This is a genomic window from Nocardiopsis sp. NPDC058789, assembly GCF_042745575.1.
GTDB lineage: Bacteria > Actinomycetota > Actinomycetes > Streptosporangiales > Streptosporangiaceae > Nocardiopsis > Nocardiopsis eucommiae.
Window position 1 is genome coordinate 128,556 of the sequence record NZ_JBHYOW010000012.1, and the last position, 21,822, is coordinate 150,377.

Sequence of the window (21,822 nt, forward strand, 5' to 3'; positions counted from 1 at the left end):
GTGTGACCCCCATCCAGCAGCTGCGTACCTCGGGTGTCTTCAGCGTCGAGGGCGCCGAGTCCGACATCGAGAACAACGTGTGGATCGTCGGCAACGACGAGAGCGCGGTGGTGATCGACGCCGCCCACGACCACGAGCGCATCGCCCGGGGCCTGGGCGACCGCGAACTCATGGCCATCGTGTGCACCCACGGCCACCCGGACCACATCAACGCGGCCGTCGCCCTGGCCGACCTCACGGACTGCCCGATCCTCCTCCACCCGGACGACTCCGAGCTGTGGCACCAGGTCCACCCCTACCGTGAACCGGACGCGCCCCTCCTGCACGGCGAGGTCCTGCGCGCGGGCGACGTGGAGCTCACCGTGCTGCACACCCCGGGTCACACGCCCGGCGGGGTCTCCTTCCACTCCCCGGAACTCGGCGTGGTCTTCAGCGGCGACACCCTCTTCCCCGACGGCCCCGGCGCCACCGGCCAGCCCTCCTCGGACTTCCCCACGATCATCGCGTCCATCCGCGACCAGCTGACCACCCTCCCGGGCGACACCATCGTCCACCCGGGCCACGGCGAGTCCACCACCATCGCGGAGGCCGCCCACCACCTGGAGGAGTGGTCCGCCCGGGGCTTCTGACCCCCGGCGCCGCGGCCCCGCGGCGGGAGGGGCCGGGCGACCGGACCGCCGCCGCCCCGCCAGCCCCCCGCCCTCCTCCCGCTCCCCGGACCTCGTTCCCGCAACGCCTCCGAAGCTCGCACAGCCGAACCGGTGCGGGCCCCCGCTGTGCGAGGCTGCGGAGCCTGCGTAGCGGCGCACAGCAGGGGAGACGGCCGCTCGCATCGATCGGCGCGAGCGCCGAGTCAACCGAAAGCATCCACGGCGCACGCCCTACGCCGTTCCCCGGCCCTCCTCCGGGCGGCGGACGTTCGGGGCGATGGGGGTGTCCTTCGGCCGACGGCCGATCTTCGACCCCAGCCACACCAACGGGTCGTACTTCCGGTCCACCACGCGTTCCTTCAACGGGATCAGGGCGTTGTCCGTGATGTGGATCCCCTCGGGGCACACCTCCGTGCAGCACTTGGTGATGTTGCAGTACCCGAGCCCGAACTCCTCCTGCGCCGTGCGGCGCCGGTCCGCCGTGTCCTCGGGGTGCATCTCCAACTCCGCGACCCGCATCAGGAACCTCGGGCCCGAGAAGTGCTCCTTGTTCTCCTCGTGGTCACGGATCACGTGGCACACGTCGTTGCACAGGAAGCACTCGATGCACTTGCGGAACTCCTGCGAACGCTCCACGTCCGCCTGCCGCATCCGGAAGTCGCCCGGCTCTGTCCCCGGCGCGGGGGTGAACGACGGGATCTCCCTGGCCTTGGCGTAGTTGAAGGAGACGTCGCACACGAGGTCACGGACCACGGGGAAGGTGCGCATCGGGGTCACGGTGACGACCTCGTCGTCCTCGAACACGCTCATCCTGGTCATACAGGACAGACGGGGCCGACCGTTGATCTCCACGGAGCAGGAACCGCACTTGCCCGCCTTGCAGTTCCACCGCACCGCCATGTCCGACGCCTGGGTGGCCTGGAGCCGGTGCAGCACGTCCAGGACGACCTCGCCCTCGTTCACCTCCACCCGGTACTCGGTGAGTTCTCCGTCCGGACCGCCGCGCCACACGCGGAACGTCCGCTCGCTCATGACGTGTCCTCCTCGCTCGCCCCTGCTCCGTTCCCACCGTTCGTCTCGTCCGCACCGTCGGCACCGCCAGCCCCGGCCGCGTCGCCCGGACCGTCCCGGCCCTGGGCGTCGTCGGGTAGCTCCTCCTTGGTCAGGTACTTGGCCAGCTCGTCCCGGTCGAAGAGTGCGAGCAGCTCACCGGGGATGTCCGCGAGGGGGGTCCGCTCCAGCTCCACGCGCCCGTCGACCGCGCGCACGGACAGGTTCACCCGACGCCACTCGGCCGACATCTCCGGACAGTCGTCCCGTGTGTGGCCGCCCCGCGACTCCGTGCGCTCCAGTGCCGCCCGCGCCACCGCCTCGGACACCAGCAGCATGTTGGGCAGGGCCAGCGCCAGGTGCCATCCGGGGTTGTACACCCGGTCTCCCGGGGCGCTGAGCACGTCCACCCGCTCGGCCAGCGCCGCCAACCGCTCCAGGGCCCGTTCCACCTCCGGTCCCCTGCGGATGATCCCGACCAGGTCGTTCATGGTGTCCTGGAGCTCGGAGTGGATGGTGTACGGGTTCTCCCCGGCGCCCTGTTTGAGCGGCGCCAGCGACGAGGCGACGGCCTCCGCCGCCGCCCGCTCCAACACGCCGGTCGCCGGGGTCGAGTCCCCCTCGCCCGCCTCCAACGCGTCCACGTACGCGGCGGCGCCCAGCCCCGCCCGGCGACCGAACACCAGCAGGTCGGACAGCGAGTTGCCGCCCAGACGGTTGGAACCGTGCATCCCGCCCGCCACCTCCCCGGCGGCGAACAGACCGGGAACGTCCGACGCGGCGGTGTCGGCGTCCACCCGCACCCCGCCCATCACGTAGTGGCAGGTGGGACCCACCTCCATCGGCTCGGCGGTGATGTCCACGTCCGCCAGCTCCCTGAACTGGTGGTGCATGGACGGCAGCCGACGCCTGATCTCCTCGGCGGGAAGCCGCGAGGACACGTCCAGGAACACACCGCCGTGCGGGGAGCCCCGCCCCTCCTTGACCTCGCTGTTGATCGCCCGGGCCACCTCGTCCCGGGGCAGCAGCTCCGGCGGTCTGCGATGGCGCGTCGGATCGTCGTACCAGCCGTCCGCCTCCTCCTCGGTCTCGGCGTACTGCGACCGGAAGACGTCGGGCACGTAGTCGAACATGAACCGTTCGCCCCGGGAGTTGCGCAGCACGCCACCGTCACCCCGTACGGACTCGGTGACGAGGATTCCCTTGACCGACGGGGGCCAGACCATCCCGGTGGGGTGGAACTGGACGAACTCCATGTTGATCAGCGAGGCGCCCGCGCGCAGGGCCAGGGCGTGCCCGTCCCCGGTGTACTCCCAGGAGTTGGACGTGGTGCGGAAGGCCTTGCCGATGCCGCCGGTGGCGAGGATGACGGTGGGGGCCTCGAACAGCACGAACCCGCCGTCCACCCTGCGGTAGCCGAACGCCCCGACGATCCGACCGTCGTCTCCTCCCTCCCTGACCAGGCTGGTCACGGCGGTCTCGGCGAACACCGCCAGCCGCTCGTCCGGGTCACCGAACTCCGCCGCGTCCGCCTGTTGGAGGGCCACGATCCGCTGCTGGAGGGTGCGGATGAGCTCCAGCCCGGTGCGGTCGCCCACGTGGGCCAGGCGCGGGTACTCGTGTCCGCCGAAGTTGCGCTGGCTGATCCGCCCGTCCTCTGTGCGGTCGAACAGCGCGCCCCAGTACTCCAGTTCCAGGATGCGTTCGGGCGCCTCCCTGGCGTGGAGTTCCGCCATGCGGGGGTCGTTCAGGAACTTCCCGCCGCGCAGGGTGTCGCGGAAGTGCACCTTCCAGCTGTCGGCCGCGTTGGTGTTGCCGAGGGCGGCCGCGGCGCCGCCCTCCGCCATCACCGTGTGTGCCTTCCCGAAGAGCGACTTCGACACGATCGCGGTGCGTTTGCCCTGTTCCCGGGCGGCGATCGCGGCGCGGAGCCCGGCGCCGCCCGCCCCGACCACCACGACGTCGTAGCGGTGTCGGGTGACCCCGTTCCCCTCGCGGTGGCGCGACCGCGGCGAGGGCTCGGCTGAGGCACGCCCCGGGGAGGGCGGCGGGTGTCCTGTCGGCGGGGGCGGTGACGGTGGCTCCGGTGAGGTCGGGGAGTTCCCGGACGTCGGGGAGAGCCTGGAGGAAGGGCCGGGCGTGGGGGGCATGGGGCGCGTGTACTCCTTCGCCGGTCAGTTGAGGATGCGCGGGTCCGTGATGGTGCCGCTGGCGACCAACGCGACGTAGGCGTCCGTGGCGATCAGCGAGGCGATGCTGAGCCAGCCGAACAGCATGTGCCGGTCGTTCAGCGCGGAGGCGCGGGACCAGAGCCAGTAGCGGACCGGTCGCCCGCCGAAGCTGCGCAGCCGGCCGCCCATGATGTGCCGACACGAGTGGCAGCCGAACGTGTAGCACCACAGCAGCACCACGTTGGTGAGCATGACGAGGTTGCCGATCCCGACGCCGAACCCGCCGTCCGTGCCGTGGAAGAAGGGGACGATCATGTCCCAGGTGTTGACCAGGACGATGGCCCCGGCGAAGTAGAAGAAGTACCGGTGCCCGTTCTGGGGGAGCATCAGCGGCCGGGTCTCGCCCGTGTAGGTCCGGTGCGGCTCACGCACGGCGCAGGCGGTCGGCGCCTGCCAGACCGAGCGGTAGTAGGCCTTGCGGTAGTAGTAGCAGGTCACCCGGAACAGCAGCAGGATCGGCAGGCTGAGCAGGGCGTAGGGGAGGATCGGGGGGAACTCCCACGGCAGTCGGCCGAGGAGCGACGCGTCGGGGACACACTGCTGGGCGAGGCAGGGGGAGTAGAAGGGGGTCAGGTAGTGGTGCTCCTGGACCCAGTAGTGGTCCTGTTGGAACACCCGGGCCGCCCCGTAGACGAGGAAGGTGGCCAGCCCCAACGTCGTCAGGGTCGGGCCCAGCCACCATCGGTCGGTGCGCAGTGTTCGCTGGCTCAGGCGTGCCCGGCCGCCGCCGGGGCGCGCGTCGTGAGTGGGGGTCACCGTGGTCTCCACCTCCTGTGGAGAGCGGTCGGACCCGGGGACGGGGCGCGGACCCGTGCCTCAGGTGGCCGTGACCGCTCCCGGATGCTGGATCGCTGTGGGCGAGCAGTGCTGCGGGGGAAGCAGTAGCGAACCGGTCTGCCACTCAACGTTAGGTCGCTGTGATCACGGTCACGTTCCAGGTCGGGCACAACCCCCGGGAAATGGTGTGATGTGCGCCACTATGACATTGTCTTTTGTTGTTACTTGTGGTCGGAAATCCTTTATGTACTCCATGACCTTTTCGGTTTTCAGGATTCCCGTGTTAAAGGAGCGGAGGGGGTGAGAGTTTCCCCCTCACCCCCTCCACCCGGATCGCCCCGCCCGGTCCCGCACGGGATCAGGGAACCAGCAGCGCCCTCGGGGACTCCACGAGCTCCGCCGGTACCCGCACCCCGAGCTCGGCCAGCCTGCGCAGGTGCGTCTGACGGCTGAACCGTTCACGCAGCACCTCGTGGCCGGTCCGCACCTGCCGGGCGTACCGTTCCTCGTCCCCCATCAGCGCCTCGACCTCGGCGCTGACACCCTCAGGCTCCGCGTAGAGCGCCGCGTCCCCGAAGACCGGCGCGAACGAGTGCGGGAGGACGGTCGGCAGACCGACCGCGACGGCCTCCAGCGGGGCACGGCCGAACGACTCCAGGTAGCCCTGACCCGTGAAGTACACGTACGCGTCCAGCCCGTGCAGGAACTCGCGGACGCCCACCGAGTCGAACGGGTGCCCGGTCCAGTGCTCGGGCAACCCGCCCAGCGTCCGCTCGGCGTGGGTCGTCCCACCCAGCACGTGCGTCTCCCAGCCGGGCAGCGCCGGGTACGCGGCGGCCAGCACCGCCGGGTCCTCCGGCCACTTGTCCCGGTCGTCCCGTGAGTGGCGGCCGAGCAGCACCCGGCCGTCCGGGTTCCGTCGTCCGCCGCGCCGCCACGCGTCGAGGTCGATGATGTTGGTCCAGTCCTCGTCCGCCAGCGGGACCCCCGCCATCTCCGAGGCGTGGTGCAGCACCATCGCCTCACGCACCCTCGGACTGATCGGGTACCAGGTGTGCTCCCCGAGCATGCTGGTGAACCCCTCCACACAGCGGGCGACGTTCCACGCCTCGTTCGGGGCGGCGTCCTCGCGCACCCCGCGCCCGGCCCCGTCCGCCCCGACCCCGTACCGGCGGTTCGGTGTCTGATTGAGGACCACGATCCGCCGCGCGGCCTCCACCGACGGAAGGACGTCCATCGGGTGCTGGCCGATCAGCGGGAACCGCACCACCAGCAGGTCGCAGGTGACGCGTTCGTCCGGGGCCACGAAGCGGACCCGGTCGTTGTCCACGGTGGCCAGGATCCTGGGGTTCACGCCCCGGGACTGGTCGGCGCGCAGCACCGGGTGGTGCACGAGGCCGGTGGTCAGCCCCGCGTCACGCTGCGCGGTGATCTCCTGGAGGTTGCTGCCGGTGCTGCCGCCGGGCAGGCGGAAGTCCGACATCAGCACCACGTCGAAGTGCCGGGCCGCGCGCGGCGCCCGGATGCGCGCCGTCAGCAGCGAGGGGACCCCGGAGGCCCCCCGGGCGGCGCGTGGGGCGGCGAGGTCGGCCAGGTGGGCGTGGTCGCGGGCGCTGTCGGGCTGACCCGTCGCGCGGTGCCAGTTGGAGAGCGTCTTGTGCGCCTCGGCGCGCACGGCCGGGGTGGCCTCGTGGTCCGCGCCGAGACCGCGCAGCCGCTCCAGTCCCAGGGAGCTGTACCCGTTCCAGAGCAGGTCCTGGGCCTCGGACAGGTGCCGTTCGGCGGGGGTCCGCGTGGCCTCCGTGTCTGGTCCCCGGCCCGCGCTCCGGTGCGATCCTCGGCTCGAACGCTCGCCCGGACGTCCGTCCGCCCCCGCCTCCGAGGTGCCGTGCGCGGACCTCCTGGCCTGGCGCTCGTACCGGGCCCAGCCCTCCACGGCCCGGTCCGCGCAGGCGTCGGCGGCCTCCTGGATGGCCTGGCGCACCCGCACGTCACGGTCGCGCGCCGCGCCGACCTCGTCACGGCGGTCGTACGCCATCTCGTCGAGCTGGACGCGCACCTCCTCCATCTTCTCCGCGAGGGTTCTGCGTTCTCTGTCCACGGCGAAGGCGACCGCGAGCGCGAGGACGGAGAGCCCGGCGAAGACCAGCGCCAGGGCCAGCCTCGGCGGGCTGAGGGCCACCGCCGCCGTGACCGCGACGACCGCGACCGAGACGACCTGCTTCAGGGAAATCGAACTGAGACTCATGACGACGACCACGTTCCGCATAGGGGATGTCTGTCTCCCGCGCGGATCCGGTGGGGGAGGCCGGTGGAGCGGCGGGTGCCACCAAGGGTCGCCCAGGGGACCCGCGTGACGAAGGAACACCGGTTCGGAGGAGGGTCGGTGACAGAGCGGCCCGAAGCGGTCGATACCGGAGTGGGCCGGACCCAGGATCAGCAGGTCAGGGGGTTCGTCGGATCGCGGTGCTCCCTGCGACCGCGTCCCTCCGCGAGCCTCCCGTCAGTCCGTGGGACCCGCGTCGGCCCCCGTGCCGCCGCCCTCTCCCGCCCACCGGCGGTCGTGGTCGGGATCGCCGGCGTCGGCCGCCGAGATCAGCACCTCCAGGTCCGGGCCGAGGTCCTCCGGCGACATCGCCAACAGGTACTCGTTGAGGTGGCGGCGGAAGGCCTCCGCCGAGTGGGACGGCTCCACGTCCTTGCGCCTGGCCAGGGCCACCGTGCGCAGCAGCCGCGGCCGGGCCAGCGGCGTGCCCCTCAGTCCCGGGCGGTTGCGCAGCACCATGCTCGGCACCACCGCCAGCCCCAACCCGGCCTCCACGAACCGCAGCACGGCGTCCATCTCGCCGCCCTCCACGGCCAGGTCCGGCTCGAACCCGGCGGCCCGGCACGCGCGCAGGGTGGCCTCGCGGACGTCGTAACCCCGCCGGAACATCACGAGCGGGCGGTGCTCCAGCTCCGTGATGCGGATCGACGCCCGCCCGTTGGGGGAGGGGCGCGAGGTCGGGCTCGCCACCACCAGGTTCTCCCTCAGGATCGGGGTGGTCGAGAAGTCCGGGTCGCTGCTGTGAAGTGGCAGGATGATGAGGGCCAGGTCCAGTTCCCCCCGCCCCAGGTCCCGGATGAGGTCGCGGGAGCCGCTCTCCTCCACGTGCAGCTCGATCCCGGGGAAGCGCCGGTGGAAGTCCGAGAGCACGTCGGCCAGCAGCCCGGCGCACAGTGACGGCGTCGCTCCCAGCCGGACGCGGCCCCGCCGCACCCCGGCCAGCTCGGCCACCTCCCGGCGGGCCGTCTCCAGGTCGGTGAGGATGCGCTGGGCCAGCGGAAGCAGGGCCTCACCTGCGGGTGTGAGTGTGATGTTTCCCCGAGCACGACTGAATAACGGCGCACCCAACTCGCGCTCAAGGCTGCGGATCTGTTTGCTCAAACTCGGCTGGGCGACACGAGAAAGCTCGGCTGCGCGGGTGAAATGACGCGTGCGGGCGACAGCGACGAAGTAGGCCAGCTGTTGGAACTGCATGCTCCATAGCCTATGGCTATGGACACCAGGGTCCCCATGACTTGGACGTCAGACTTAACTCGAATTTAAAGTGGCAGGCTGTGGCGAACAGTACCTTGACCAAGAAGCGGTCTACGGCCTACGGGTCCACGGTGGCGCTCAAGTCAGCAATGGCGGCCTCCGGTGCGATCCTCGTGCTGTATTTGATCGCGCACATGTACGGCAACCTGAAGGTCTTCGCGGGCCAGGAGGCCTTCGACGGCTATGCGCACTCCCTACGGGAGATCGGGTACCCGCTCCTTCCCGAGAGCGGGTTCCTCTGGATCTTCCGGATCGTGCTCCTCGCGAGCATCCTGATCCACATCTACTCCGCCGCGGTTCTGACGATCCGCGCGCGCGGTGCCCGTGAGCAGCGCTACGTGGTGCAGAAGCGGGTCCAGCGGACCTACTCCTCCTACACGATGCGCTGGGGCGGTGTGCTGATCGCGCTCTTCGTGATCTTCCACATCCTCCACCTCACGGTGAACGTCATCGCTCCCGGCGGCAAGTCCGACAGCCCCTTCGAGCGCCTGGTGAACGGGTTCCAGCCCGAGTTCTGGTTCGTGACCCTGTTCTACGTCCTGGCCGTCATCGCGGTGGGCTTCCACCTGCGGCACGGCATCTGGAGTGGCCTGGCCACCCTCGGCGTCAACAAGGCCAGCCGCCAGAGCAAGATCAACGCCGTCGCCGTGGCGATCGCGCTGGTCGTGACGGTCGGCTTCCTGCTTCCGCCCCTGGCGGTCACCTTTGGACTGGTGAAGTAAATGCCTGAGAACGACCTCTACATCGAGGGCGCCCCGATCCGCGACGAGAAGGCGCCCGAGGGACCGATCAACGAGCGCTGGGACCAGCGCCGTTTCTCGGCCAAGCTGGTCAACCCCGCGAACCGGCGCAAGCTCTCCGTCATCATCGTCGGCACCGGCCTGGCCGGTGCGGCCGCCGCGGCCACGATGGGCGAGGCGGGCTACAACGTCATCTCGTTCTGTTACCAGGACAGCCCCCGCCGCGCGCACTCCATCGCCGCGCAGGGCGGCATCAACGCCGCGAAGAACTACCGCAACGACGGCGACAGCATCCACCGCCTGTTCTACGACACGGTCAAGGGCGGTGACTTCCGCTCCCGCGAGTCGAACGTCTACCGCCTGGCCCAGACCAGTGTCGAGATCATCGACCAGTGCGTGGCCCAGGGCGTGCCGTTCGCCCGCGAGTACGGCGGTCTGCTCGACAACCGTTCCTTCGGCGGCGTGCAGGTCTCCCGTACCTTCTACGCGCGCGGCCAGACGGGTCAGCAGCTGCTGATCGGCGCCTACCAGGCGCAGGAGCGGCAGATCGCGGCGGGCACCGTCCAGATGAACACCCGCCACGAGATGCTCGAGGTCATCGTCGTGGACGGCAAGGCGCGCGGCATCATCGCGCGCGACATGGTCACCGGCGAGATCGAGACGCACTTCGCCGACGCCGTGGTCCTGGCCACCGGCGGGTACGGCAACGTGTTCTTCCTGTCGACCAACGCCATGGGCTCCAACGTCACCGCCGCGTGGCGCGCCCACCGCAAGGGCGCGCACTTCGCGAATCCCTGTTACACGCAGATCCACCCGACCTGCATCCCGGTCAGCGGCGACTACCAGTCCAAGCTGACCCTGATGAGCGAGTCGCTGCGCAACGACGGCCGGATCTGGGTGCCCAAGGAGGGTGGCGACACACGCGACCCGCGTCAGATCCCCGAGGGCGAGCGCGACTACTACCTGGAGCGCATCTACCCGGCCTTCGGCAACCTGGTGCCGCGTGACATCGCCTCCCGCGCCGCCAAGAACGTCTGCGACGAGGGTCGCGGCGTCGGCCCCGGCGGCCTGGGCGTCTACCTGGACTTCGCCGACGCGATCGCCCGCCTGGGCCGCGACGCCGTCGAGGCCAAGTACGGCAACCTCTTCGACATGTACCAGCGCATCACCGGCGAGAACCCGTACGAGGTTCCGATGCGCATCTACCCCGCGGTGCACTACACCATGGGTGGCCTGTGGGTCGACTACGACCTCCAGAGCACCATCCCGGGCCTGTTCGTGACCGGTGAGGCCAACTTCTCCGACCACGGCGCCAACCGCCTGGGCGCCAGCGCGCTGATGCAGGGTCTGGCGGACGGCTACTTCGTCCTGCCGAACACCATCAACGACTACCTGGCCAGCGGCCCGTTCGAGAAGCTGGACGAGAGCCACCCCGAGGCCGTCAAGGCCAAGGAGGAGGTCACCTCCCGCATCGACAAGCTGCTCTCCATCAACGGTTCCCGTACCGTCGACTCCTTCCACAAGGAGCTCGGCCACATCATGTGGGACTACTGCGGCATGGAGCGCAACGAGGAGGGCCTGCGCAAGGCGATCGAGCTCATCCGTGAGCTGCGCGCCGAGTTCTGGCGCGACGTCAAGGTGCTGGGCACGAACGAGGAGCTCAACCAGGCTCTGGAGAAGGCCAACCGCGTGGCCGACTTCCTCGAACTGGGCGAGCTCATGTGCATCGACGCCCTGCACCGCCGCGAGTCCTGCGGCGGCCACTTCCGCGCCGAGAGCCAGACCGAGGACGGCGAGGCCCTGCGCCACGACGACGAGTTCGCCTACGTCGCCGCGTGGGAGTTCGGTGGCGTTGACAGCAAGCCCGTGCTCCACAAGGAAGCCCTGGAGTACGAGTACGTCGAGATGAAGCAGCGGAGCTACAAGTGAACATCACCCTGCGCGTGTGGCGCCAGAAGGGCCGTGACGACGAAGGCCGGATGGTCACGTACAAGCTCACGGACGTCTCGCCGGACATGTCCTTCCTGGAGATGCTCGACGTCCTCAACGAGAAGCTCACTCTCGAGAACGAGGACCCGGTCGCGTTCGACCACGACTGCCGTGAGGGCATCTGTGGTGCCTGTGGCGTCGTGATCGACGGCGAGGCCCACGGCCCGGAGGTCACCACCACCTGCCAGCTGCACATGCGCAGCTTCAACGACGGCGACACCATCACGGTGGAGCCGTGGCGGGCCAAGGCCTTCCCGGTCGTGAAGGACCTGGTCGTGGACCGTGGTTCGTTCGACCGCATCATCCAGGCGGGCGGCTTCATCAGCGCCCCCACGGGTACCGCGCCGGACGCCCACGCCAACCCGATCCCGAAGCCGGACGCCGACCGCGCGTTCGACGCCGCGACCTGCATCGGCTGCGGCGCCTGCGTGGCGGCCTGCCCGAACGCCTCCGGCATGCTGTTCACCGCCGCGAAGGTCACCCACCTCGGCATGCTCCCGCAGGGGCAGCCGGAGCGGGCCTCGCGCGTGGTGAAGATGATCAACCAGCACGACCACGAGGACTTCGGCGGCTGCACCAACATCGGTGAGTGCGCGGCGGTCTGCCCCAAGGGCATCCCGCTGGACACCATCTCGCAGCTCAACCGCGACCTGCTGGGCTCGCTCAGCAAGGGCATCGGCTAGGCCGGACCCTCGGTTGTCAGAACGGGCCGTACCCCTCGGGGTGCGGCCCGTTCCGCGTCGCCGGGTCAGTACTGAAGCAGAGAACGCAGGCGCCCGGCGATCTCGGGGACGTCCACCAGCTCTCCGATGGTCACCGCGACCACCAGCTCGTAGGCGGTGTCGGTGTCGGGTGCTCCGACCTTCTCGCCGTTGAGATCGAGGAAGGCCTTGGCGCTGGTCCAGGCGAGTCGCTTGTTGCCGTCGGACAGTGGGTGTCCGACGAGGAGTGACTGCATCAGAGCGGCGGCCTTCTGCCAGTGGTCGGGATAGGCGTCCTCACCGAAAGCGGTCGTCTGCGGGCGCACCAGGGCGGCCTGAAGCTGGCCGTGGTCCCGTACGGTCACGGATGGAGGAAGGATCACCTCGATGATCGCGAACAGGTCAGTGCGAGCGAGATAGGCGGTCACTCGCCGAGCCTCGCGAGGAGCTCGGCATCCTCCTCCGCGATTCTCCGGGCGATATCACGAACCCTGGCGGTCTGACGGCGCGCGAGGTAGTCGGAGATCGCGGTCACGGCCTCACTGTTCACACTGTGGCCGTCTTCTTCGGCAGCCTGCTTGAGCCGTTCGTGCACGTCGTCGGGGAGCCGCAGGTGCATGTTCATACCTGGATGGTATCAATCAGTGATACCACTCGCTGGTGTTCGGGCGGTCAGGAGGCGGGGCGCAGCAGGAAGTAGCTGGTGCCGACTCCCTCGTGCGGAACCTGGTGCACGCAGCGGAAGCCGAAGTTCTCGTAGAAGCCGACGCTCTTGTCGTTGAGGGTCTGGGTGAAGACCGGCAGCTGATGGGAGTCGGCCTGGTCCAGCCCGGCGGTCAGCAGCCCGCCGGCCAGCCCGGTGCCCGCCGCGCTCGGGTCGACGCCCAACGCGGCCAGGTACAGGTGCGACTCCTGCGGGGCGGCCATCTTCCACTCGGCGAAGATCCGGACGAACGCGGCCAGGCGGGCGCGCCCGATGAGCGGGCCCCAGTGCGGCCAGGTGCGCACGGACACCAGCGGGCCCTCCGGGTTGCTGGTCGGCTGGGCCCAGAGCGCGGCGCCGCGGATGACCGGCGCGGCCCCGGACTCCTCCGCCAGCTCGGTGACCCGGGTGTCGCCCGCGGGCACGTAGCCGTAGCCGGTGGTCAGGGCGAAGAACCGGCGCACCCTGGCCATGCGCTGCTCGTCGTCGGGGAACAGCCACCGGAAGAGGGGATCGTCGTGCAGCGAGCGGCTCAGCACCCGGGCCGCCCCGGGCACGTCGTCGAGGGTGGCGGAGCGGGCGGTGGAGGTGACGATCGGACTCATCCTGGCTACTTCCTGGTAGGGGGCGACTCGCTCATGTTAGATCACGGGACAATCACGGACGAGGGGTGGTCGCGCCCCCGGCCACCGGTTGGTCGAACACGTGCGCCCGCACCCAGGCGTGCATGGCCACGGCGGCGGCCGCACCCGCGTTGATGGACCGGGTCGACCCGAACTGGGCGATCGACAGCACCGCCGAGCAGACCTCGCGGACCTCCTCGGACAGGCCCGGCCCCTCCTGGCCGAACACCAGCACGGCGTTCCTCGGCAGCGGGTGGGTCTCCAGGGGGACCGCCCCGGGCAGGTTGTCCACCCCGACCAGGACGAGGTCGCGCTCGGCCGCCCAGGCCACCAGCGACTCCGTGTCCGGGTGGTGGTGGACGTGCTGGTAGCGGTCGGTCACCATCGCGCCCCGACGGTTCCAGCGCCGCTTGCCGACGATGTGGACCGCCGCGCAGCCGAACGCGTTGGCGGTGCGCACGACCGAACCGATGTTGAAGTCGTGGGACCAGTTCTCCACCGCCACGTGGAACTCGTGCCGGACCGTGTCGAGGTCGGCCACGATCGCCTCGCGCCGCCAGTAGCGGTAGTGGTCCACCACGTTGCGGCGGTCGCCTCCGGCCAGCAGCTCCGGGTCGTAGTGGTCGCCCTCGGGCCAGGGGCCCTCCCACGGTCCGACGCCCACCTCGCGGGCCTCGTCCTCCCCGGAGGGGTGCTCGACGGGGATCACGGTGGTGGCCTCGGTGGCGGGGTGCTCGTTCATCGTCTCCAGCTTACGAACCGCCTGCGGCCGCCCGAGCCGGTCGCACCCGCCCCGACCGGGCAGGGACCCCTACAGGTGGATGCCCCCGTGGAAGTCGCGGCCCTGGATGACGCGCGCGGACCCGCTCACGTCGCCGTGGATCTGGTTGACCACGGAGCCCTCGCCCGCCTGGTTGATCTCCCGCACCTCCGAGCGGAGCTCCGCCAGCAGCCGTCCGATCTCCGGGTCCTCCCGGGCCGCCCGCTCCAGGTGCGCGGAGACGGCCTCCACGGCCCCGGCGTCGTCCTGTTCCAGGCGGAGCTCGTCCAGCGCCTCCTGCGCCTCGGGCTCGGATCGGAACCGCTTGGTCACGGCCCTGTACAGGGACTTGAAGGTGGTGACCACGCCCTCCCCGAGGCCGTCACCCAGTTTGGTGGCCGAGGCGGTGGCGAGGGCGGCGACGATGGCGGTGGTGACGGGATCGGCCATGGGGGCTCCTTGGGGCGGGGCGGACGTCCACCCCCAGTCTTCCCCCTCAGACGGTCGTCTGTCGCTTCCTCCGGGAGACCAGCAGGGCCACGGCGCGCCAGCCGAGCATGGTCGCGGCCAGGAACAGCGCGGTCACCACGACGAAGGACGCGGGCGCTCCCTCACCGCTGAGCAGGCGCAACGGCATGGCGCCCGCGACCGTCACGGCCCACACCAGGACACCGGTCGGCCAGATCCGGCCAGGGGAGCGCCACGCCAGGGTGACGACCCATCCCAGGGCCAGGGCGGCCAGGAACGGCCACGCGGTCGCGGCCACCTCGGCTGGGCCCAGGCCGGTCGCGTGGTCGGTCTTGCCCACCACGACGAACACCAGCACGCAGATCAGGTCGGCCACCAGGGCCAGCAACGGGGTGTACGAGCGCATACCCCCAGGCTAGCCCGTGTTTTTTGGATCATTCCGCGCTCGCGACCACCAGGCTGCCTCTCGCTGCGCCGATGAAGCTCGGACAGCCAACCCCGGGCAGGCCCCCGCTGTGCGAAGCTGCGGAGCTTGCGTAGCAGCGCACAGTAGGGGCAGCTTCACTCATCGTCTTGCGAGAGATTGCCGGGCCCCCGCTGTGCGACACTGCGGAGCTTGCGAAGCAGGGCACAGTAGGGGAGACGGCCGCTCGCATCGATGGCGGCTCCGCCGCCACCGGCGAAAGCATCCACAAAAACACGTGCTGGCCCCGCTCCGGGCTCCTCCTCGGCCGGGGGGCGCGGAGCTCCGCCGCGAACCGAGGGTGACGGAGTGAACCACCCCGGCGCCGACCGCATCAGATCCGCCGGGCCCATACTGGTTCCCTCCCCTGGTGTCCTCCTTCGACCGGAAGCGCTTCCCCCATGAACCCTTCTGCTGGCCCGTCCGCCGTCGCACCGACCCCCGACCGTGACCACCTGCCGCCGGGCGTGGAGCGTCCGGCCAAGGGCGACCCGGCGGTGCTGGGCGACCACCGCGTCATCGGCCGCGTCGCCCGGGACGCGGCGGGCACGGTCCTGCTCGGGACGGACACCGCCGGTGCGGCCTCCGTGATCCGCGTGGTCCCGGCCCGGCTGGCGGACGCTCCCGAGGCACGGGTCCGGCTGGAGGCGGAGGCCGACCGCCTGTCCCGGGTGCGCTCCCTCTGCGCCGTCGCGTACCGGGGCGCGGACGTCCGGGCCGCCGAACCCTGGCTGGCCTCCGCCCACGCCCCCGGGCTCACCCTCGCCGCGCACGTGGCCGAACACGGCCCGCTGACCGGAGGCATGCTCTCCGCGCTCGCCGCCGGAGTCGCCGAGGCCCTGGCGGCCGGGCACGCCGCCGGAGCGCTCCACCTGGCGCTGGACCCGAGCAGGGTGATCATGTCGCCTGAGGGTCCCCGGGTGGTGGACCTCGGCACCGTGCGCGCCACCGGGCAGCCGCTCTCCCCCGCGCAGTGGGCCGCGCCCGAGCAGCGCTCGGGCGACCCCGCCGGGGTCACCGGGTACGCCGACGTGTACGCCTGGGGTGCGCTGGTCCACTTCGCCGCCACCGGCACGGTGCCCTCCGGGGAACCCACGGGTTCCGTCCCGGCGCACCTGGCCCCGCTCGTCGGCCGGGCCCTGGCGCAGGTGCCCGAGGAGCGGCCCACGGTGCTGGAGGTCCTTCGGGAGCTCACGATGGGAGAGGACCCGGCCACGGCGGTCTCCGGACTGGTGGCCGCCGAGTGGACCGGGGTGAGCACTCCCCGGCTCCGCCACGTGGGCCGCCCGCGCCGCACCGTCGCGCCCTTCCTGCTCGCCGGAACCGCCGCCGTGCTGGTCGGGGCCCTGATCGGCGGCGGGGCGCTGGTCAGTACCGTGGGGAGCCCGGTCGGGGCCGGAGGCCCGGACACCGACGACGCGGCGGCGGAGGCGGCCGGGGAGGTCGTCGAGGAGGAGCGCACCGGCCCCGCCGTGGCCGAGGTGCCCGAGGACGTGGACGCGGTCGTGGCCGACGCGGTGGAGCTCGCCCTGGCGGCGTCCAGCTTCACCACCTACGACCGGCTCTACACGAACGACATCGGGGACCAGACGCAGACCCACTACCGGTACACGGAGGAACCGCAGCCCGCCATGTCCCGGACGGTCCACTTCGGACCCAGCACCAACGGTGAGCTGTCGTTCGGGGAGGACCTGGCCGAGCTCGTGCACTTCGCCCCGGAGAACACGGGGGTGATCGGCGGCGGCGAGCGCCGGTACTTCCGGGACCCGGGCCCCGGAAGCCCCGAGACCGAGGCGCCCCGGGTCCTCTGGGAGGAGAAGCTCCGCACCCTGGAGGGGCTCACCGCCGAGGGGGCACAGGTCACCTACGAGGGCCGGAGCACGATCGGCGACGTGGAGATCCCCGAGGAACTCCTGGGCGACGTGGACCCGCTGGAGCGCGGCGGCCACCACTACACCGGGACGTTCGACCACCGGTTCGTGGGGCTCTCGCACGGCCCCGTGGAGGTGGAGTTCGACCTCTGGATCTCCGAGGAGGGCCACCCGGTCCGCTTCGTCGCGGTGGGGGTGCCCGAGCCCGGCGCGTTGGCCGAGAACGGTGAACCGAGGTCGTACACGCAGCACCTGGACTTCATGCGGTTCGACCTCCCGGTGGACGTCGAGGTCCCCGAACCGACCGAGATCCAGGCGACCCGCCCCTGACCCCTCTCCGGTCCGACCCCGAGCCGACACGGCGCGGCCCCGGTCCCCGGCCCCCACGAGGGAGCGGGGCCGGGGCCGCGCACTGGGCCTACGCGCCCGTCAGGTTCTGCTTCAGGAAGTCCACCTGCAACAGCAGCAGGTTCTCCGCGGTGACCGGGTCCGCCGGGCTGTGGGTCACGCCCGCGAGCGGCAGCACCGTGTGCGGGCGACCAGCGGCCAGCAGCGCCTCGGACATCCGCTGCGTGTGCGCGAACACCACGTTGTCGTCGATCAGGCCGTGGACGAGCATCAGCGGGCGCTCCAGCTTCGCGGCGTCCGCCATCAGCGACGTCCGCTCGTACACCTCGGGCTGCTCCTGGGGGGTGCCCAGGTAGCGCTCGGTGTAGTGCGTGTCGTAGAGCGCCCAGTCGATCACCGGGGCGCCCGCCACGGCCGCGTGGAACACGTCCGGACGCCGCAGCACGGCCAGCGCGGCCAGGTACCCGCCGAACGACCACCCATGGACGCCCACCCGGGTCAGGTCCAGGCAGCCGAACCGCTCCGCCGCGTCCTCCAGCGCCGTCACCTGGTCCTCCAGGACCGGCTCCGCGAGGTCGTGGTGGACCGCCTGCTCGTAGTCCAGGCCGACTCCGGGCGTCCCGCGACCGTCCGCGATGAGCACCGCGAAGCCCTGCTCCGCGAACCACTGCGAGGCCAGGTACGCGCCGCGCGCGTTGAGCACCCGCTGCGCGTGCGGACCGCCGTAGGGGGCGACCAGCACCGGCAGCGGGTCCTCGCCGTCGCGGTACCAGGACGGCAGGACCAGCGCGCTGGGAATCCCGTCCCCGGCCACCCAGGTGTGCACCCGGACCTCCGGCAGCTCGGGGGTCTCGGCCAGGCTCCGGACCTCACCGTGGGCGCGCCGGGTCTCCCTGCTGGCGTCACGCACCACCAGGGTTCGCACCCCGGTGAAGTCCATCGAACGGTGCTGCGCCACGAGGGTGTCCCCGCGCAGCCGACCGGAGCGCACCCCGCCGTGGCCGTCGTCCGAGCCGCCCGGCAGCTCCAGCGGGGCGCAGGTGCCCAGCCGGGTGTCGGCCAGCCACAGCGACACGTCGCCCGGTCGTCCCTCGGGCGAACCGGTGAAGAGCACCCGGTCGCCGTCGACGTCCACCACACCGCGCACGTACACGCCCTCGGCGCTGACCGCGTCCTCGCCCACGTACACCCGGCGCTCGCCCCGGGCGCCGTCGCGGCCGATCCACACCAGGTCGCCCGACGCGGTGAACGCGGGCACGCCCGGCATGATCTCCACCCACACGTCGTCGCTCTCGGTGCGCACCGCCGAGACGAGGCCGGTGGCGGGGTCGGAGCTGAACAGGGTGAGGGTGCGCTGGTCGCGGCTCTGCGCGGTGAACACCAGGACGGGGTTGCCGTCCGGACCGGTGGTCCACCCCACGGTGGGCAGGTACGGCAGCGCCTCGCGGTCCCACTCGATCGGCGTGGGCTCGGGGAGTCCGTCGCGCCGGTACGCGGTCGCGGACGGCACCGCGAGCACCGCCAGCCGCACGTCCGGGTTGGCGGTTCCGGCGGCCGGGTAGCGGAGCGGCTGCGGCTCCTGGCCGGGCTGGTTCGGGTCGCCGACGAACCAGCGGTTGACCTCGGCCTCGTCCACCCGGCTGACCGCCAGCGACCCCCCGTCCGGGGCCCACCAGAAGCCGCGCACCCGGCTCATCTCCTCGGCGGAGACCAGGTCGGCCAGACCCCACGTGACGTGCTCGCCGTCCGGCTCCACGAGGACGCGGTCCCGGTCCGGGTCGCCGTCGTCGGCGACGTCGGCCACGCGGACCGCGCCCCGGTGCACGTAGGCCACCCGGTCGCCCGCGGGGGAGACCCGGGGGTCGACGGCCGGGCTGGCCACGGGGAGCTCACGCGGGGCGCCGTCGTCCCCGACGAGGTCCACGTAGAACACCCGGCCGGACAGCGTGAAGACGGCGCGCGTGAACGCGTCGTCCACCGTGTACGACACGATGCCGCCGCCGTGCTCGCGCATCCGCTCGCGGCGGGCGCGCTCCTCCGGGGGGAGGTTCTCGTCGTCGGCGCCCAGCTCCCTGGGGTCCGCCAGCACCGATTCGGCGCCGGTCTCGACGGAGAACGACCACAGGCAGGTCGCCCGGTCGGTACCGTCGCGTCCGCGCAGGAAGAGGACGCGTTCCCCGTCCGGGGAGATCTGGAACGCGCGCGGGACTCCGATGGTGAAGCGCTGGGTTCTGGCCTGTTGGCGAGGAAAGCTCATACGCCGATTGTGTCCCATGGCACGCCCCGGCCGCCCCCGGCCCTCGCCCGTCGTACGAGGTCCGCCACCTCGCGGGCGGACTGTGGAGTTTGGGACGGGACGCACGCATCCGCCCGGTATTGTTCCCTGCGTGATGGACAGGCGACTGATGATGGTGCACGCGCACCCGGACGACGAGAGCATCGTCACCGGGGCCACCCTGGCGAAGTACGCGGCCGAGGGGGCCGGGGTCACCCTCGTGACCTGCTCGCTGGGCGAGGAGGGCGAGGTCATCCCCGCCGATCTCGCCCACCTGACCTCCGACCGCGACGACACCCTGGGCGAGTACCGGATCGGGGAGCTCGACAGGGCCTGTGTGGCGTTGGGCGTGCGCGACCACCGGTTCCTCGGCGGGCCGGGCCACTACCGGGACTCCGGGATGATGGGCGGCCCCACCAACGACCACCCCCGGGCCTTCTGGGGCGCCGACGTCGAGGAGGCGGCCCGCATGCTGGCCGAGATCATCCGCGAGGTCCGCCCGCACGTGCTGGTCAGCTACGACGAACACGGGGGCTACGGCCACCCGGACCACGTCCAGGCCCACCGGATCACCCGCCGCGCCTGCGCCAAGGCCAACGAGCGGGCCATGCCCGGCACACCGTGGCGGGTCGGCAAGCTCTACGCGATCGCCCAGCCGGTGTCCCGCATCGAGGAGTCCATCGCGCGGCTCAACGAGGAGGCGGGCCCCTTCACCCCGCCCAAGCAGGTGTCGGACATCGCCCGGGGCACCCCCGACGCCATCGTCACCACCCGGATCGACGCCTCCGACCACTGGGCGGCCAAGGCCCTGGCCATGCGGGCGCACGCCACCCAGATCACCGTGGACGGGGGACGGTTCGCGCTGTCCAACGACATCGCCCAGGAGATCGACGCCGTCGAGTACTTCACCCTGTTGTTGGGGGCGCCGCCCAAGCCGGGCGCGGACGGCTACGAGACGGACCTGTTCGCCGGGCTGTGAGGAGGGGCGGTGCGGTGATCGTGCCACCTTCCCGCCCGGGAGCGCCTACCCTCGTCTTCCGTGACCACTCCTGAGACTCCCGAGAACCCCGGGCCGACCCCGGCCCCGCACGGCGACCCCCACCCGTTCGCGTCGTCCGCGCTGACCGTGCTCTCCTTCGCGGTGCTGTCGGTCGCGGGCCTGGGCGTGGGGGTGCTCTCCGGCTTCGCGATGGGCTGGGTCTCCCACTTCTGGGACCTCGGCCTCACCCAGCAGGCCGTGGGGCTGGCGACGGTGGTCGCCCAACTGGTCGTGCTGTACACGCTGTGCCGCCTGGCCGGGTGGGGGAGCCGCCGCCAGTCCGGCGCCGTGGGTTTCGCGGTCGGCTACGTCGCGGTCATGCTGGTGATGCTCGGCTACCTGACCGGCGGGAACATCGTGTTCTCCGCCAAGCTGGTGAACTACGTCTTCCTGTTCGGGTCGATGATCGCCCTGGCCGTCGGGGTGATGCGCAGCCTCGTCCTGCCGCCGCGCCCCACCCCCACGGTCACCGGCGCCCTCTAGTCCCGGAACCTCGGGGGTGCCCCCTAGGCCCAGAACTGGAGCAGCAGCTTCCCGTGGAACATCATCCCGGGGATGGTCGGGTTGGGCAGGATCAGGTCGAACAGCGCGTACGCCGACTTCTCGAACACGTCCCGGACCACCGGCAGCCACAGGACCGCGAACACGGCGATCGAGCAGAACAGGCCGTTGACCCGGACGAACTCCGTCCACCCGGCACCTCGGAAGGCGGCCAACACGTGGTACCCGTCCAGTCCGGGGATCGGCAGCAGGTTCACCACGGCGCTGGTCGCGTTGGCCATGGCCAGGAAGGCCAGTGAGGAGATCGCCCAGTTCGTGGTGTCCTGTCCGGCCGGCACCAGCAGGGAGACGGTGAGGGCCAGCAGACCCGACAGCACGAGGCTCGCCAGCGGCCCGGCCAGGGCCACCACGGCCCGACGGCCCCGGCTCGGCACGCGGTCCCAGTCCACGTAGGTGGGCGGCCCGTTCAGACCGAATCCGCCCACACCCAGGTACACGACCGGCAGCACCAGACCGCCGAAGGTCTCCCGGTAGGCGAACGGGTTGAGCCGCAGGTAGGCACTGCCGCGCAGGGACCGGTCCCCCGCGAGGTAGGCCGCCAGGGCGTGCGCGAACTCGTGCACCGCCACGGAGACGATCCATCCGAACAGGATCAACAGCGGCGGGATGAGCGGGGTGACCGACGTCCCCTCCTCGGCCCAGTCCAGCTCGACGTGGGTCCAGGAGAGCCAGCCCGCGAACCCGGCCAGGCCGAGCACCAGCAGGAACACCGGGCTCGGCAGGAAGTCCGCCCAGCTCTCCGCGCGCTCGGTCCCGGCCTCCTCCGTCTCGGCGCCGCCGTCCGCCCTGTCTCCGCGCTCGGGAGCGGTGCCCCCCGCCTCGTCCCCACCGTCCGCGTGGTCGGCACCGACTCCCGAGGCGTTCAGGGCGTCGTCGGGCATCCGCGCCCACGGGTCGGCGGCGCGCTCCCGCTCGCCCGGGTCCGTCCCGCTGTCGGGAACGGTCATGGCGTCGGGCTCCGCCGGTTGCGGCGGCTCGGGCGTGGGCATGATG

Annotated in this window: 20 protein-coding genes; 7 read left to right on the forward strand and 13 right to left on the reverse strand. The window is 71.4% G+C overall.

Features of this window, described 5'->3' with window-relative positions:
* Window positions 1–2 precede the first annotated feature (2 nt).
* Window positions 3–629 carry an MBL fold metallo-hydrolase gene (locus tag ACFW3L_RS19140; protein ID WP_378742292.1) on the forward strand — a complete coding sequence of 209 codons (627 nt, stop codon included), beginning with the start codon at window positions 3–5 and terminating at the stop codon, window positions 627–629.
* A gap of 252 nt (window positions 630–881) precedes the next feature.
* On the opposite strand, the gene ACFW3L_RS19145 is transcribed toward ACFW3L_RS19140, so the two are convergent.
* The 5 genes from ACFW3L_RS19145 to ACFW3L_RS19165 all read right to left on the reverse strand — a co-directional run bounded on the left by ACFW3L_RS19145 (window position 882) and on the right by ACFW3L_RS19165 (window position 8,228).
* Window positions 882–1,682 (reverse strand): succinate dehydrogenase/fumarate reductase iron-sulfur subunit, encoded by an 801-nt coding sequence (locus tag ACFW3L_RS19145; protein ID WP_378742295.1) that lies wholly within the window; start codon window positions 1,680–1,682, stop codon window positions 882–884.
* A complete protein-coding gene (locus tag ACFW3L_RS19150; protein WP_378742297.1) occupies window positions 1,679–3,655 on the reverse strand; it encodes a fumarate reductase/succinate dehydrogenase flavoprotein subunit in 1,977 nt (658 codons plus the stop codon). The genes ACFW3L_RS19145 and ACFW3L_RS19150 overlap by 4 nt, the downstream gene beginning before the upstream one ends.
* Before the next feature lie 219 nt (window positions 3,656–3,874).
* The gene (locus tag ACFW3L_RS19155; protein ID WP_378742299.1) at window positions 3,875–4,687 is read right to left on the reverse strand and encodes a hypothetical protein; all 813 of its coding nucleotides are present in this window, start codon (window positions 4,685–4,687) and stop codon (window positions 3,875–3,877) included.
* Between the two features lie 379 nt (window positions 4,688–5,066).
* On the reverse strand, window positions 5,067–6,977 hold the full coding sequence (locus ACFW3L_RS19160) for a glycosyltransferase family 1 protein (RefSeq protein WP_378742300.1): 1,911 nt from the start codon (window positions 6,975–6,977) through the stop codon (window positions 5,067–5,069).
* A gap of 234 nt (window positions 6,978–7,211) precedes the next feature.
* Window positions 7,212–8,228 carry a LysR family transcriptional regulator gene (locus ACFW3L_RS19165; RefSeq protein ID WP_378742302.1) on the reverse strand — a complete coding sequence of 339 codons (1,017 nt, stop codon included), beginning with the start codon at window positions 8,226–8,228 and terminating at the stop codon, window positions 7,212–7,214.
* A gap of 131 nt (window positions 8,229–8,359) precedes the next feature.
* Between ACFW3L_RS19165 and ACFW3L_RS19170 the strand changes: the two genes are divergently transcribed.
* The 3 genes from ACFW3L_RS19170 to ACFW3L_RS19180 are packed head-to-tail and all read left to right on the forward strand — an operon-like array spanning window position 8,360 to window position 11,700.
* Window positions 8,360–9,010: a succinate dehydrogenase cytochrome b subunit gene (locus tag ACFW3L_RS19170; RefSeq protein ID WP_378742467.1), complete on the forward strand. Its 651-nt coding sequence runs from the start codon at window positions 8,360–8,362 to the stop codon at window positions 9,008–9,010.
* Window positions 9,011–10,957 (forward strand): fumarate reductase/succinate dehydrogenase flavoprotein subunit, encoded by a 1,947-nt coding sequence (locus ACFW3L_RS19175; protein WP_378742304.1) that lies wholly within the window; start codon window positions 9,011–9,013, stop codon window positions 10,955–10,957. It begins immediately after the preceding gene.
* Window positions 10,954–11,700 carry a succinate dehydrogenase/fumarate reductase iron-sulfur subunit gene (locus tag ACFW3L_RS19180; protein WP_378742306.1) on the forward strand — a complete coding sequence of 249 codons (747 nt, stop codon included), beginning with the start codon at window positions 10,954–10,956 and terminating at the stop codon, window positions 11,698–11,700. The genes ACFW3L_RS19175 and ACFW3L_RS19180 overlap by 4 nt, the downstream gene beginning before the upstream one ends.
* Window positions 11,701–11,765: 65 nt before the next feature.
* On the opposite strand, the gene ACFW3L_RS19185 is transcribed toward ACFW3L_RS19180, so the two are convergent.
* The 6 genes from ACFW3L_RS19185 to ACFW3L_RS19210 form a co-directional block, all read right to left on the reverse strand.
* The gene (locus ACFW3L_RS19185) at window positions 11,766–12,146 is read right to left on the reverse strand and encodes a type II toxin-antitoxin system death-on-curing family toxin (protein WP_378742308.1); all 381 of its coding nucleotides are present in this window, start codon (window positions 12,144–12,146) and stop codon (window positions 11,766–11,768) included.
* Complete coding sequence (locus tag ACFW3L_RS19190) at window positions 12,143–12,343, reverse strand: Arc family DNA-binding protein (RefSeq protein WP_378742310.1); 201 nt, start codon at window positions 12,341–12,343, stop codon at window positions 12,143–12,145. The genes ACFW3L_RS19185 and ACFW3L_RS19190 overlap by 4 nt, the downstream gene beginning before the upstream one ends.
* A gap of 47 nt (window positions 12,344–12,390) precedes the next feature.
* Window positions 12,391–13,026, reverse strand: a complete 636-nt coding sequence (locus ACFW3L_RS19195) for a GNAT family N-acetyltransferase (RefSeq protein ID WP_378742313.1) — start codon at window positions 13,024–13,026, stop codon at window positions 12,391–12,393.
* Between the two features lie 52 nt (window positions 13,027–13,078).
* On the reverse strand, window positions 13,079–13,786 hold the full coding sequence (locus ACFW3L_RS19200; RefSeq protein ID WP_378742316.1) for a TrmH family RNA methyltransferase: 708 nt from the start codon (window positions 13,784–13,786) through the stop codon (window positions 13,079–13,081).
* A 69-nt stretch (window positions 13,787–13,855) separates the two neighbouring features.
* On the reverse strand, window positions 13,856–14,254 hold the full coding sequence (locus ACFW3L_RS19205) for a hypothetical protein (RefSeq protein ID WP_378742319.1): 399 nt from the start codon (window positions 14,252–14,254) through the stop codon (window positions 13,856–13,858).
* A gap of 46 nt (window positions 14,255–14,300) precedes the next feature.
* Window positions 14,301–14,678: a DUF3054 domain-containing protein gene (locus ACFW3L_RS19210; protein WP_378742322.1), complete on the reverse strand. Its 378-nt coding sequence runs from the start codon at window positions 14,676–14,678 to the stop codon at window positions 14,301–14,303.
* A gap of 458 nt (window positions 14,679–15,136) precedes the next feature.
* Between ACFW3L_RS19210 and ACFW3L_RS19215 the strand changes: the two genes are divergently transcribed.
* Window positions 15,137–16,936: a kinase gene (locus ACFW3L_RS19215; protein ID WP_378742324.1), complete on the forward strand. Its 1,800-nt coding sequence runs from the start codon at window positions 15,137–15,139 to the stop codon at window positions 16,934–16,936.
* An 88-nt stretch (window positions 16,937–17,024) separates the two neighbouring features.
* Here the strand turns inward: ACFW3L_RS19215 and ACFW3L_RS19220 are convergent, their stop codons facing one another.
* Complete coding sequence (locus ACFW3L_RS19220; protein ID WP_378742327.1) at window positions 17,025–19,211, reverse strand: prolyl oligopeptidase family serine peptidase; 2,187 nt, start codon at window positions 19,209–19,211, stop codon at window positions 17,025–17,027.
* 130 nt (window positions 19,212–19,341) lie between these two features.
* Between ACFW3L_RS19220 and mshB the strand changes: the two genes are divergently transcribed.
* Both mshB and ACFW3L_RS19230 read left to right on the forward strand, forming a co-directional pair.
* Window positions 19,342–20,208 carry an N-acetyl-1-D-myo-inositol-2-amino-2-deoxy-alpha-D-glucopyranoside deacetylase gene (mshB, locus tag ACFW3L_RS19225; protein ID WP_378742329.1) on the forward strand — a complete coding sequence of 289 codons (867 nt, stop codon included), beginning with the start codon at window positions 19,342–19,344 and terminating at the stop codon, window positions 20,206–20,208.
* A gap of 60 nt (window positions 20,209–20,268) precedes the next feature.
* Window positions 20,269–20,751, forward strand: a complete 483-nt coding sequence (locus ACFW3L_RS19230) for a hypothetical protein (protein WP_378742332.1) — start codon at window positions 20,269–20,271, stop codon at window positions 20,749–20,751.
* Window positions 20,752–20,774: 23 nt separating this feature from the next.
* Here ACFW3L_RS19230 and ACFW3L_RS19235 read toward each other — a convergent pair whose 3' ends face one another.
* Complete coding sequence (locus tag ACFW3L_RS19235; protein WP_378742335.1) at window positions 20,775–21,818, reverse strand: site-2 protease family protein; 1,044 nt, start codon at window positions 21,816–21,818, stop codon at window positions 20,775–20,777.
* Window positions 21,819–21,822 lie beyond the last annotated feature (4 nt).

What these genes read in the sequence shown, in the direction of transcription:
- ACFW3L_RS19145 (WP_378742295.1), bottom strand. Translation starts at nt 1,682, where the DNA reads ATGAGCGAGCGGACGTTCCGCGTGTGGCGCGGCGGTCCGGACGGAGAA.
- ACFW3L_RS19165 (WP_378742302.1), bottom strand. Translation starts at nt 8,228, where the DNA reads ATGCAGTTCCAACAGCTGGCCTACTTCGTCGCTGTCGCCCGCACGCGT.
- ACFW3L_RS19160 (WP_378742300.1), bottom strand. Translation starts at nt 6,977, where the DNA reads ATGCGGAACGTGGTCGTCGTCATGAGTCTCAGTTCGATTTCCCTGAAG.
- ACFW3L_RS19195 (WP_378742313.1), bottom strand. Translation starts at nt 13,026, where the DNA reads ATGAGTCCGATCGTCACCTCCACCGCCCGCTCCGCCACCCTCGACGAC.
- ACFW3L_RS19175 (WP_378742304.1), top strand. Translation starts at nt 9,011, where the DNA reads ATGCCTGAGAACGACCTCTACATCGAGGGCGCCCCGATCCGCGACGAG.
- ACFW3L_RS19215 (WP_378742324.1), top strand. Translation starts at nt 15,137, where the DNA reads ATGAACCCTTCTGCTGGCCCGTCCGCCGTCGCACCGACCCCCGACCGT.
- ACFW3L_RS19210 (WP_378742322.1), bottom strand. Translation starts at nt 14,678, where the DNA reads ATGCGCTCGTACACCCCGTTGCTGGCCCTGGTGGCCGACCTGATCTGC.
- ACFW3L_RS19190 (WP_378742310.1), bottom strand. Translation starts at nt 12,343, where the DNA reads ATGAACATGCACCTGCGGCTCCCCGACGACGTGCACGAACGGCTCAAG.
- ACFW3L_RS19205 (WP_378742319.1), bottom strand. Translation starts at nt 14,254, where the DNA reads ATGGCCGATCCCGTCACCACCGCCATCGTCGCCGCCCTCGCCACCGCC.
- ACFW3L_RS19235 (WP_378742335.1), bottom strand. Translation starts at nt 21,818, where the DNA reads ATGCCCACGCCCGAGCCGCCGCAACCGGCGGAGCCCGACGCCATGACC.
- ACFW3L_RS19200 (WP_378742316.1), bottom strand. Translation starts at nt 13,786, where the DNA reads ATGAACGAGCACCCCGCCACCGAGGCCACCACCGTGATCCCCGTCGAG.
- ACFW3L_RS19220 (WP_378742327.1), bottom strand. Translation starts at nt 19,211, where the DNA reads ATGAGCTTTCCTCGCCAACAGGCCAGAACCCAGCGCTTCACCATCGGA.